Genomic DNA, 12,077 nt, shown 5'->3' with positions numbered 1-12,077 from the left:
GAGGGCGAGATGGCGAAATACCGATCGCGTGTGCGTGTGCTCTCGGAAGAAGACGTGGAGATCACCACGCGGCATGGTGAGCACGCCGAGGGCGACTTCGATGGAACTGCGCAGGAGTACGCCGAGTTCCTGGTTGACACGGCCGTGAAGCAGAGCGGGGACGATCAGGGTCCGATGCGACCGGCACGCGTTGTCGCCGACGTCTGGGAAGCGGGCGGATCGGAGAACTCCGCCGCCGGGCACGCGGAGTGGCCGTAGAAAAGCCCGCGGCGAGCGGGCCTCGCGCAGTGCCGGGCGGTGCGGGGGTCGACGGGTCCTGTGCTCCGCCGACGGCTTGGTCGAGGAGTGCGAGCCCGGCGGGGAGCAGTTCGGGGAGGAGCAGCTCATCGGCTGGGTCGACGTGTCGAGCGTTCGCAGGTCGGGATGGGCGCCGTCGTGCGCGCGCTCTCGCATGTCCTGAAGGAGAAGCGGGGCGGTCGCCCGAGCGACGACGCCACCCTCTTACTGATCGAGTGGCGCGGAGAGAGCCGGCCCCCGCGCCAGCTCTCCCGACCGGCCGGATCGGGTTCCGGCAGGCCGCGAAGCCGGGGACGGTCCTGTTGCGTCTGGAGAGCACGCAGTCGCGTGAGAGCGTCCTCGACGGCGCGTGGTGGCCGCGTTCACGGGACGCCGGCGCCGAACTACCCGGTCTGATGAGGGCGTTGACCGAACATCTCGGCTCCGTGGTGAGCCTCGGGCTGGACGCCGAAGCCTGGGACGACGTGTCGGCCCGGCTGGTCGTCGACGGCCGGTCGGTGCACATCGACCGGTACCCGGTCGGTGACGACACGGTGATCGTCACGCGCGGCGACCGCGATCACTTCAGCCTGCTCGTCGTCCCCCCGCAGGCGAGCCGGGAGGCGGCCCTGGCCGCGATGGCACGCGCGGTCGAGGCCGGCGGAACCGACTCGGCACGGCAGATCCTCGTCGCCACCGGCATCGGATCCGAGCCACTGGGCGAAGCGACCTGAGTGGACCGGCCCCACAGGCCCCTCGGGGCAGACAGGAAGGCGGGACGCAGAGATGTCCGTCTACGTGAAGCTCTCGGCCGACGCTCGGGCGCCGGCGGAGCCGTCAAAGGGGCCGTTGGACCTGCAGTACGAGGACGGCACGGACGACGGCGTCACCTTCGAGTACGACCTGCACCCGAGCGGTGCGCTGCGCGTCCTGAGGGTCTTCGAGGACACGCCGCACCGGATCGAGACGTGCTTCAGCCCCGGAGCGTGGCTCCAAATCGCGGGCACCTACCTGCGAAGCGGCTCCGAGTACTGACGACGATCCGCTCCGGTCCGGTGTTGGGGCAACGGTTGCGTCCCGGGGACTCCATCGCCGACCCGTCGGTGCGGGAGATGTTGCATACGTTGTGGGCCGGTCACGACGGCATTAGGCCCCTTCGGCCCTGTCGCTCGCTCCGGGTGCGGGGCAGGCTCGCGGTAGGGCCGAAGACCGGCCCCGCGCCTCCCGGTCGCTCTGCTCCTGGCGACGCGTTCCCGGGCCTGGCTGTTGCCGCAGGTCCGCCATCGGAGGGAGCCGAAATGACCGCCGTGATCGCAGTCCTGGTGGTGCTCGTCATCCTGGTCCTGATCGGGCTCGCGATGTCGATCCGCATCGTCCGCCAGTACGAGAAGGGGGTCGTCTTCCGGTTCGGCCGGATCATCGGAGCACGCGACCCGGGACTGCGCCTGATCATCCCGTTCGCCGATGTCATGCACCACATCTCGCTGCGGATCGTCACCATGCCGATCCAGTCCCAGGGCATCATCACCCGCGACAACGTCAGCGTCGATGTCTCCGCCGTCGCCTACTTCCGCGTCGTGGACGCCATCAAGTCGGTCATCGCCATCGAGAACGTGAGCTCCGCGATCAACCAGATCGCCCAAACGACCCTCCGCAAGGTCGTCGGCCGGCACACCCTGGACGAAACCCTTTCCGAGACCGACCGCATCAACCTGGACATCCGCCAGATCCTGGACGTCACCACAACCGAATGGGGCGTGGACGTCACCCTGGTCGAACTCAAGGACATCCAACTGCCCGACACCATGAAACGCGCAATGGCCAAGCAGGCCGAAGCCGAGCGGGAGAAGCGCGCCAAGATCATCAGCGCACAGGGAGAAGCCCTGGCCGCCTCCGCACTCGGCGAAGCCTCCGACACGATGATGGCCCACCCGCTCGCCCTCCAGCTGCGCAACCTTCAGAGCCTCGTCGAGATCGCCGTCGACAAGAACAGCACCGTCGTCTTCCCCGCACCCCTGATGAGCACCATCGGCGAACTCGGCTCCTTCCTCTCCCGCGAGGCGACCGCGGCCGCCGCTCCCGCACCACAGCCGCCCCAGGACACCCCGGACGCCCAGCTCGCGGCCAAACCCGTTCACCTGCCTGCGCCCGACCCCGTTCACGTACCGGTACCCAACAGGGTGACCGGGATCCCGTAGACACCACCGTCCTCCCCCGCCCGAGGCCGAGGGCGCGCGGCGTTCACCGGGCGACGCGCGGAGCACACCGTACGGAAGACCATCCAGATGATGACGCAGCCGTTCCACACACCGCACCACGGGCCGCGCCGCCTCGTCGAGCGCTGGAAAGCCGTGGCGGCCGACCACCGCTCGCGGGCCGCCGCCCGGCGGTGGCGGCACGTCGGCACCGAGCCACGCTGGGCGCGCAGTGATCTGCCGGCCCGACGACTACTCGGAAGAATCTTCGTCCCGTTCTTCCTGCTCGGGACCATCGTCTTCACGTTGCTCGCGACGAACGCACTCCCCGCACCGCGCGCCGACCGTGCGTTCTTCACGGGCCTCGCCGTGCTGTGCGCCGTGTCCACGGTCGTCGCGGTGATCGACCTGGTCGTCATCCGGCGCCGGATGGCAGAGCAACGACGGTGGCACCGCTGACGACACGGCCGAGCGGAGGGCGTGGTCGCACGTCACTGGGCGGGCGTGGGAGCACCGCCGGGCGTAGCGGAGTCCGCACAGGCTACGGCACCCCTCCCGATCACCCACCGCGGCCGCTCAGGTCGAGAACCGTGGCCACCCCACCGCGGGAGATCGGCCGAGTGATGCCGCGGCGGCCGAGGATCGGCGGCGCCCGTCGCAGTAGCGATCGGCGACGAGCCTGCCTACGGTTGAAATCAGCACGACGCGCCGATGCGTCCGTCTCCTGGATGCACGACGCGTCGAAGGTGCGGCCGTCCAGCAGGGGAATCGAAGGTGGGCCGGGTGGATCCGGAGGATGGATCCGGGTGGGCGGACGTTTCCGACCGCAGCCATCGAATCGACGACGAGATGGACCGGATCGTCGAACGTCTACGGGACCTGGCCCACACCCAGCGCCGTTTCCAGGACCTGCTGGACGCGGTGATGTCGGTGGGCCGGGACCTGGAGCTGCCGGTCGTGCTCCGCCGGGTGATCACCACCGCGATGGGCCTGGTCGACGCCCGCTACGGCGCACTCGGCGTGCTCAGCTGAGCAGATCGCCCGCCATCTCGACCTCCTCACGCGGTCACTCCTTCCATCCTGCTGCGCGAGCACAGGTGGCGCGATCGGGAGCACCCCCCAGCCGCCGGCGTGTGCTGCCTCCCTCCCCCAGGCTGCACGGGCAGCCACAAGGCTCGGCCTGAGGTGTCGTTCCGCCGGCGGGCTTTGAGCCGGACCTAACGTCTGTTCCGTGAAGAGTCGACACGAAACGTGGGTGCGGCCGCCTGGGCTCGATCCTGAGGAGGCGGCAGAGCTGCTCCTGCGCGATCTGCACAGTTCGCGAGCCGGACTGACCTCGGTCGAGGCGCAGCAGCGGCATTTGCAGTACGGCGGCAACGAACTGCGCAGGCGTGGCGGCCGACGCTGGCCGGGGGAGCTTGCGCGCCAGTTCACGCACCCGCTCGCGCTGCTGCTGTGGCTCGCCGCGGCGCTGCTCACGGCGGTGGGCTCGTTCGTGGTGGCGGTCGCGGTCGTGCTGATCATCTTCCTCAACGCCGCGTTCGCGTTCGTCCAGGAGGTGCACGCCGAGCACGCGGTCGAGGCGCTGGCCGCCTACATCCCGCAACGCGCGAAGGCCCTGCGGGACGGTGTCCCCCGGGAGATCGACGCCACCGAACTGGTCCCGGGCGACATCGTCGTCATCGAGGCGGGTGACCGGATCGCCGCCGACATCCGCCTACTGCAAGGGGCCATCGAGGTCGACATGTCGGCGTTGACCGGAGAGTCGGTGACCACGCTGCGCTCGGCCGCGATCCTGGACGTGGACGTTCCCGTGCTCACGGCGCACGATCTCGTCTTCAGCGGCACCAGCTGCACGGGCGGCGAGGCGCACGGCGTGGTCTTCGCCACCGGGATGAACACCGAGCTCGGCCGCATCGCCGCGCTCTCCGAGCGGGTCAAGCAGGAGCCGAGCCCACTTGAGCGCCAGGTGCGCCGGGTCGCCTGGCTGATCGCGATCGTCTCGGTGTCCCTGGCACTCGCCTTCATCCCGCTGGCCGCGTTCGGCATCGGCCTGTCGCTGGTCGACTCCGTAGTCTTCGCCGCCGGTCTGCTGGCTGGCATGGTCCCCGAGGGGCTCCTGCCCGTCATCACTCTCGCGCTCGCCGTGGCGGTCCGGGCGCTCGCCGCGCGCGGTGCCCTCGTCAAACGGCTCAGCGCGGTGGAGACCCTCGGTTCGACGGATGTCATCTGCACGGACAAGACGGGCACCATCACCGAGAACCGGATGCGTCCCACCCGTGTGTGGACCGCCTCGGGCCTCGTCGACCTGGACGATGCCGCGGCGCTCGGGCGCGACATCCCGGCCGACCCGGTCCAGGTCACGGTCGGGCGGATCGCGGCCACCTGCAACAACGCCCGCCTCGAACCCGGTGAGGAGCCCAGCGGCGATCCCACCGAGATCGCCGTCCTGCTCGCCGCCCGCGAGCTCGGTGCCGGTCTCGCAGCCACCGAGCGCGAGTCGGACCGGTGCTGGCAGTTCCATTTCGACCCGGAACTCAAGCTGATGTCGACCATCGACCGACACCACGGCCGGCTCGCCGTCCGCACCAAGGGAGCACCCGAAGCACTCCTGCCGCACTGCACCACGTTCCTCGCCGCCCAAGGAAGGCAGCTGCCGCTCACCGACTCCGACCGGCAGCGCATCGCCGCCCAGGTCGACGCGTTCGCAGCCGACGGCCTGCGCGTGCTCGCCTTGGCCGAACGGGAACTGCCCCCCGACCGCCGGCCACCGCACCGACGGAGCGACGCCGAGACCGACCTGTGCTTCGCCGGACTGATCGCCATGCTCGACCCGCCCCGCCCCGCAGTCGCCGAAGCCGTACGCGACTGCCGCACCGCCGGCATCCGCATCATCATGATCACCGGCGACCACCCGCTCACCGCGGCCGCGATCGCCCGACGCGTCGGCATCACTGGCAGCGACCCCAGTGTGATCAGCGGCCAGCAGCTGGAGGAGCTCGGCGACACGGAACTACGCGCCCTCGTGAGCCGGACGCCCGACATCGTCTTCGCCCGCGCCTCCCCGGAGGCCAAGCTCCGCATCGCCGACGCACTGAGCGAGGAGGGACACGTCGTCGCCATGACCGGCGACGGCGTCAACGACGCCCCGGCGCTGCGCCGCGCCGACATCGGCATCGCCATGGGCCGCTCCGGCACCGACGTCGCCCGCGAGGCCTCCACCATGGTGCTCACCGACGACAACTTCGCGTCGATCGCCACCGCGGTACGCGACGGCCGCCGGATCTATGACAACGTCCGCAAGTTCATCATCTACATCTTCGCCCACGCGACACCCGAGGTGATGCCGTTCCTCTTCTTCGCGCTCGGCGGCGGCCGCATCCCCCTCCCCTTGACGATCCTGCAGCTCCTCGCCTTCGACGTCGGCAGCGAGACGCTCCCCGCCCTCGCCCTCAGCCGCGAACCCGCCGAACCCGGGCTCATGGACCGCCCGCCCCGGCCCGGATCCGAAGGCGTCATCCAGGGCCCGATGCTTCTCCGCGCCTGGCTCTTCCTCGGCGCCATCGTCGCGGCACTCCAGATGACGGGCTTCTTCTTCGTCCTCACCCGAGCCGGCTGGACCCCCGGCGACCCGACCGAGCCGGGGCAGCCCCTGCACCACGCCTACCAGCAGGCCACGACCATGACCTTCCTCGGCATGATCGCCGGGCAGATCGGCACCGCCTTCGCCGTCCGAACCACCCGCGCCTCGCTCCGCTCCGTGGGCGTACTGTCCAACCGCTACCTCCTCGCCGCCATCGCCGGCGAGCTCCTCCTCGCAGCCGTCTTCGTCTACACCCCGCCGTTCCAGAAGCTCCTGGGCACCGCCGCCCTCCCGGCGAGCGACCTGCTGTTCCTTCTGCCCTACCCCTTCATCGTCTGGGGCGCCGACGAGCTCCGCCGTTACCTGATCCGACGACACAGCTCCCGTTCCCCCCAAGGGCAATAGCCTCGACGCTGCGCGCGCCCCTGGATCGCACTCACGTCGCCGATCGTCGCACCTGCAAGGGCGTGACCGGCGACCACGGAACGGCTCAGTGCCAGTGAGGGCGCCGGGCTGGACCACGATCTCAGCGGACACCGGAGCAGGCCGGATGCTCGGGCTGGTCTCCGGCACTCGCGTCGCCGGATGTCTCGGGCAGGGAGCACCATCGAAGGGGGCGGGCCGCACCTGGCCTGCGGATGCGGGTCCACTGGAGTCACCGACAACCGCCGACGAACCTTCGGAACGCATCAATCCGTCTCCTGTCGAAGATCCCCTGGAAACGGCCGCGGCAGACCCGTCGGCCGTCGAGCGAAAGCTGCCGGCCATGCGCTGGTCCCAGACACACATCCCGACCCTTCGCGAGAACCCGGCGGAGGCCGACGCTCCGAGCCACCAGCTCCTGCTTCGCGCCGGATTCATCCGGCAGCTCATGGCGGGCCACTACTCGCTGCTGCCGCTCGCCGTCCGGGTGCGGTCGAAGATCGTCACCATCATCCGGGAGGAGATGACCGCCATCGGGGCGCAGGAGTTCTCCCTGCCGGCAATGCACCCGGCGCAGGTGTGGCGGCGCAGCGGCCGGTGGGACGCCATGGGGGAAGAGATGTTCCGTCTGAAGGACCGCAAGGGCGCCGAACTGACGCTGGGCATGACGCACGAGGAGATCTTCACGTCGCTCGCCACCGAGCTGAAGTCGTACCGCGAACTGCCGCAGACGTGGTACCAGTTCCAGACCAAGTTCCGTGATGAGCCCCGCGCCAAGGGCGGCTTGCTACGGACCCGGGAGTTCACGATGAAGGACTCCTACAGCTTCGACCTCACGCAGGAGGGCCTGGACCGGTCGTTCGACCTGCACCGTGAGGCCTACCTGCGGATCTTCGCGCGACTGGGGATTCCGGCCATCCCGGTGGAGGCGTCCAGCGGCAGCATGGGCGGGGCCACGTCGACGGAGTTCATGTGCCCGGCCGAGGCCGGTGAGGACTTCGTCGTCCACTGCCCCTCGTGCGGTTACGCGGCCAATAGTGAAAGGGCCACCTCCCGGCTCACCGCGATCGCGGACGGTCCGGGCCTGCCCGCGCCGGAGCCGTTCGACACCCCCGGTGTGCGGACGATCGACGACCTGGCCGCGCGCTTCGACGCGTCCGCCGAGCGCCAGGTGAAGACCCTCGTCTACGTCCTGGACGGGCAGCTCTCCATCGTCCTCCTGCGCGGCGACCACGCGCTGGTCGAGCAGAAGCTCGCGGATGCCGGCGGCGTCGGCACGGTGCGGCCCGCCCGGCCCGAGGAGATCCGAGAAGCCCTCGGCGCCCTACCGGGAAGCCTCGGCGCTGTCGGGGTGGCGTCGGTGACCATCCTCGCGGACGAGGCCCTGCGGGGCCGCAGGGACATGTTCACCGGCGCCAACGAGGACGGTGTCCACCTGCGGGGCGTCGACCTGGAGCGGGACATCGCCGTCTCCAGGTGGACGGACCTGCGCGAGGTCGCCTCCGGGGAACCTTGCGTGCGGTGCGAACGGCCGCTGCAGGTCCAGAAGACGATCGAGGTCGGCCACATCTTCAAACTCGGCTACAAGTACAGCGAGGCCTTCGGCCTCACCGTCCTGGACGCCGACGGGAGCCCCAGGAAGGTCATCATGGGCTGCTACGGCATCGGCATCGAGCGGTCGATGGCAGCCGCCGTCGAGTGCCACCACGACGACAAGGGAATCGTCTGGCCGATGGCCGTCGCTCCCTTCGAGGCGGTCGTCGTGGTGGCCCAGCCCGACGACGAGGCCACCGACGCGGCCGGTGAGCAGGTCTACCGGCAACTGCTCGCCAGCGGGGTGGACACGATCATCGACGACCGCTCCGAGCGGGTCGGCGTCAAATTCCGGGACGCCGAACTCGTCGGCATCCCGCTGCGCGTCACCGTCGGCAAACGCGGACTCGCCGACGGGGTGGTGGAGCTGACCGAACGGGCATCGGCCGAGACGCGGCGGATTCCCCTTGAGGAGATCGCCGTCGAGGTGCGCAGAACCGTCGACTCGGCCCTGCGGACCCGCGATCGGAGGCAACGGACCGCTCCCCGCCCCTGATCACCGGCCCCCGGCCGTCCAGCACCTGCCCCGGCAGCCTCCGGCCGGCGAATCCCGCCTGTGCCACCCGCGGCCTGGCACGTGCCGTCAGGCCCGTTCGGCGGCGGCCACGTGCTCCTTCACGGCCACGAAGCTGTCCGGCGCCACCGAGATCGAGTCGAGCGCGGCACTCACCAGGAATCGGGTGAACGCCGGGTCGTCACTGGGCCTCTGGCCGCACAGCCCCACCGGGCGGCCGACCGCGCGCGCCGTGGCGATCAGGGTCTCGATGCTCCGGTTGACGGCAGGATCGGTCTCGTCGAAGAGGTGCGCGAGGGCGTCGGATTCACGGTCGACGCCCAGGGTGAGCTGGGTGAGGTCGTTGCTGCCGATGGAGAAGCCGTCGAACCGTTCGGCGAACTCCGCCGCGAGGATCACGTTGGCCGGGATCTCCGCCATGACGTACACCTTCAGCCCCCTTGACGGCGCGCCACGTCAGCCAGAACGTCCCCGGCACGGCAGACGACCGCGGCGGCATCGCCGACAGCGAGGCGTAAAAGCACTTGTCGCAGTCCCAAGGCCAAATCCTTGCTCACGGCACCGATCAGGTGGCAGGCGACGGCGAAGAGGGCGCGACTCGTGTGCCAGCGGAGACGCAGAGGCGCCCCGCACGTTGGTACGTGCGGGGCGCCCGCTCATGCGCTGCTGTCAGGCGGGGCGGATGTGCTCCGCCTGCGGGCCCTTCTGGCCCTGCACGACGTCGAAGGTGACCTTCTGGCCCTCCAGGAGTTCACGGAAGCCCTGGGCGTCGATGTTCGAGTAGTGGGCGAACACGTCGGGGCCGCCGCCGTCCTGCTCGATGAAGCCGAAGCCCTTTTCGGCGTTGAACCATTTCACAGTGCCAGTAGCCATGCGCTTCTCCTTCGTGGGAACTGATCGGGTCCCGCTGGTGCGGGCCGGGAGGTGATCGCCTTGGTCCGGAGAGGCGTTGAACAGCAAGAACGCCCACGGCATGTGACCGCGGGCGAGAACTTCGGAACCACGACTGCTTGATCAAGACGGTACACCGCAGTGGCCCCCGCGGCCAGGGAGCCGAACCGACACGACGCGGCGCGGCGCGGCTGTGGCGACGTACGCGCCGCGGTCGGCTCGCGCCACCGGCGGTCGCGGACACGAGCGGGACGCCGCTGCAGAACAGGTGCGGGACGCCTCACACTGGCAGCCCCTGGGAGAGGAGCCGACCTCGGAGGAGAGCGATGACCAGTACCAGCGGCTCACGAGAACCGAGCGCCATGGTGCACATGCCTGTCTGTCTGGTGGACTTGTCGCCGAACCGCACTCATGCGCATCGGCGGCCGAGCAGGCGGCTCGGTTCGGCGCGCCGGTCGGCTTCGACCACGGCCACTGTGCAGTCTCCGGGGTGCAGTGGGTCCCACTCCTACCTCGCCTTGGCTCGCCTGCTGGGCCCCGCTGCCCGTCGTGGTGGTGTTCGTGCCGACATTCGTGGTACTGCCACTGATTCCGGGCCGCGCGGCAAGCGGGGTGAAGCTGCTACAGGCCGAGCCGAACATCGTTGTCCCGTCGGCATGGTCGACAACGACGCGGCATGGCGCATCGACTACCAGCTCGCCACCCCGGGCCTCGCCGCCCGCTGCACCGACGCCCACGTCGAGCGCGCCGCCACCCACGCTGAACGCTGGTCCGATCACGCACCGGTCACGGCGGTCTTCGACCACAAGTTCTGACTCAGTGACCAAGCGCCACGGAGCGCAGGAAACCGCGCGGGTCGCCACAACCGATAACACCGAACGCCAACCCTTCACCGCCGCTTCCGAGCCACCCACATCGGAAGGTGGTCGAAGCGGTGGCTGGTGGGACGAGTCGGCTGAGGCCGCAACCGACCTCATACTGCTCGGGGTGCTCGATCTACTCGGCGAACACGTCGGCCGGCCACTGGCACTCCACCGCCTTGGAGGACAGTCTGTCGGTCCCGACGGCGACCAGGAGGAGGGCACCGGCGGCGACTGGAGCAGTGGTGGGCTGACCGCCACAGATACGGGCCCCCGGGGGAGCTCAGCGTACTGACCAGACCGGGCAGCCTGCCAGATGGCGCAGGAGTATGACGACCGTCCCGCCCTCAAGGATCTGGCGGGTTCGGGTAGCCGAGCAGCAGGCCGCGGACCGCTCCGACGGCGGCTCCCTCATGATCGGCACTCTCACGACGCTGCGCGGCGGGGAACGCCGAAGCACCGGTCTGCCTCTCCGCTCACGATCGCGGTGGACGACGCGCGTGCCACCACGCGCAACGGCACGGACACGAACGCGGCGGCGAAAACGGCGCTCCGGCATATCGATACCCTGCCCTGCTCCCGCCGCCCGCACCGCGCGCTGTGCTCGCGACACGCTCCTGCCCGCCGGTCGAATGCTCCGTTTGAGGTGCGTGCAGGCATCCCGACCCAGGGGTCGCCGTGGCCGCGCCTGCAGCGCGCCTGACACCGACCACATCGCCAAGGACCCGTCCGACTAGGCCATCGAGTTCATACGCGACGCCGAGGTCGTCGAGCCCGAGAAACCGTTCTTCATGTCCCTGGCGCTGGACGCGGCCCACGCCCCGCACCACGTCCTCAAGGAATGGGCCGACGCATACAAGGATGTGTTCGACGAGGGCTACGAGGCGATCCGGCCAGAGATCCTCCGGCGCCAGAAGGAGCTCGGCCTGCTGCCGGAGGACACCGAGCTGTCCGCAATCAACCCCCACGGGGAGCGAACGTGACCGGCCCGAACGGGCAGCCGTGGCCGAGGCTCGACACCGTCCGGCCCTGGGAGACGCTCAGCGCGGGCGAGCAGCGGCTCTTCATCAGGATGGCCGAGGTCTTCGCCGGCTACGTCTCGTACAGCGACGCGCCAGCTCGGCCGGCTGATCGACTTCCTGGAGGCCGTCGGCGAGCTCGACAACACGATCACCAGGGCCGTCTCGGACAACGGCGGCAGCGGCGAGGGACGGGCCTGACAGAACAACAAGTGACGGTTCTTCAACGGCGCGCCCGCGCCGACTGAACTGTCCCTGGAACACGTCGACGAGCTGGGCAGCCCAGCCCGGCTACTTCTGCGTCGTCGGGAACGGGATCTGCGTGGGCCGCGACGACGCCTCGCCCGTCACGCCCGACGACCAGGGGGCCGTTCCACTTCACCGGAGATACGGTCGACGAGGTCGTCGTGGACGTCTCCGGCGAGCGTTACATCGACCACCTGACCCTGGTCCGAGACTGGTTCGCGATCGACTGACCGTGAGGTGCCGACCTGCTGAGCCTCGTAGCGGTGCGATGCTCAGCACTCTGCGACGAGTCACACGAGCTGCGAGAGGCCCTGCCTGCCTCCGTTCGGGTGGTTCGCGGTTAGGCAGGCGCGGGGCGTGGGACAGGGCGGTAGTGACGAGACCTACTACGGGCGGCCGGCGCCGCCGGCGGCCCGCACATGCCGCCGCGTCCGTTACGTCAGCTCATTCAACCGCTCCGGCGGCACGGTCCGACCC

General features: G+C 69.9%; 11 protein-coding genes and 1 pseudogene. 10 read left to right on the top strand and 2 right to left on the bottom strand.

Going from position 1 to position 12,077, the window contains the following annotated elements; genetic code table 11:
- Window positions 1-9: 9 nt before the first annotated feature.
- The 8 genes from FHR36_RS32920 to FHR36_RS32880 all read left to right on the top strand — a co-directional run bounded on the left by FHR36_RS32920 (window position 10) and on the right by FHR36_RS32880 (window position 8,566).
- Window positions 10-258, top strand: a complete 249-nt coding sequence (locus FHR36_RS32920) for a hypothetical protein (protein ID WP_253804160.1) — start codon at window positions 10-12, stop codon at window positions 256-258.
- A gap of 302 nt (window positions 259-560) precedes the next feature.
- The gene (locus FHR36_RS32910; protein ID WP_253804110.1) at window positions 561-1,010 is read left to right on the top strand and encodes a DUF5994 family protein; all 450 of its coding nucleotides are present in this window, start codon (window positions 561-563) and stop codon (window positions 1,008-1,010) included.
- A 52-nt stretch (window positions 1,011-1,062) separates the two neighbouring features.
- Window positions 1,063-1,311, top strand: coding sequence for a hypothetical protein (locus FHR36_RS32905; RefSeq protein ID WP_253803327.1), 249 nt, complete (start codon window positions 1,063-1,065; stop codon window positions 1,309-1,311).
- A 263-nt stretch (window positions 1,312-1,574) separates the two neighbouring features.
- On the top strand, window positions 1,575-2,474 hold the full coding sequence (locus tag FHR36_RS32900; RefSeq protein ID WP_253803325.1) for a slipin family protein: 900 nt from the start codon (window positions 1,575-1,577) through the stop codon (window positions 2,472-2,474).
- Between the two features lie 90 nt (window positions 2,475-2,564).
- A complete protein-coding gene (locus FHR36_RS32895) occupies window positions 2,565-2,930 on the top strand; it encodes a hypothetical protein (protein WP_253803323.1) in 366 nt (121 codons plus the stop codon).
- A gap of 324 nt (window positions 2,931-3,254) precedes the next feature.
- Window positions 3,255-3,503, top strand: a complete 249-nt coding sequence (locus FHR36_RS32890; RefSeq protein ID WP_253803321.1) for a hypothetical protein — start codon at window positions 3,255-3,257, stop codon at window positions 3,501-3,503.
- Window positions 3,504-3,702: 199 nt separating this feature from the next.
- Window positions 3,703-6,459 (top strand): cation-translocating P-type ATPase, encoded by a 2,757-nt coding sequence (locus tag FHR36_RS32885; RefSeq protein ID WP_253803320.1) that lies wholly within the window; start codon window positions 3,703-3,705, stop codon window positions 6,457-6,459.
- A 361-nt stretch (window positions 6,460-6,820) separates the two neighbouring features.
- On the top strand, window positions 6,821-8,566 hold the full coding sequence (locus FHR36_RS32880) for a proline--tRNA ligase (RefSeq protein WP_253803318.1): 1,746 nt from the start codon (window positions 6,821-6,823) through the stop codon (window positions 8,564-8,566).
- An 87-nt stretch (window positions 8,567-8,653) separates the two neighbouring features.
- Here FHR36_RS32880 and FHR36_RS32875 read toward each other — a convergent pair whose 3' ends face one another.
- Both FHR36_RS32875 and FHR36_RS32870 read right to left on the bottom strand, forming a co-directional pair.
- Window positions 8,654-9,004: a putative PEP-binding protein gene (locus FHR36_RS32875; RefSeq protein ID WP_253803316.1), complete on the bottom strand. Its 351-nt coding sequence runs from the start codon at window positions 9,002-9,004 to the stop codon at window positions 8,654-8,656.
- Between the two features lie 249 nt (window positions 9,005-9,253).
- The gene (locus FHR36_RS32870) at window positions 9,254-9,457 is read right to left on the bottom strand and encodes a cold-shock protein (protein WP_230048148.1); all 204 of its coding nucleotides are present in this window, start codon (window positions 9,455-9,457) and stop codon (window positions 9,254-9,256) included.
- Between the two features lie 680 nt (window positions 9,458-10,137).
- On the opposite strand from FHR36_RS32870, the pseudogene FHR36_RS32865 reads away from it, so the two are divergent.
- Together FHR36_RS32865 and FHR36_RS32860 are read left to right on the top strand one after the other, a co-directional pair.
- A pseudogene (locus FHR36_RS32865) lies at window positions 10,138-10,290 on the top strand (exodeoxyribonuclease III); the annotation flags it as partial.
- A gap of 836 nt (window positions 10,291-11,126) precedes the next feature.
- The gene (locus FHR36_RS32860) at window positions 11,127-11,318 is read left to right on the top strand and encodes a hypothetical protein (protein WP_253803314.1); all 192 of its coding nucleotides are present in this window, start codon (window positions 11,127-11,129) and stop codon (window positions 11,316-11,318) included.
- Window positions 11,319-12,077 lie beyond the last annotated feature (759 nt).

Source organism: Kitasatospora cinereorecta (genome assembly GCF_024172095.1).
GTDB classification, from domain to species: Bacteria; Actinomycetota; Actinomycetes; order Streptomycetales; family Streptomycetaceae; genus Kitasatospora; species Kitasatospora cinereorecta.
This window is presented reverse-complemented; position numbering and strand designations above follow the sequence as displayed.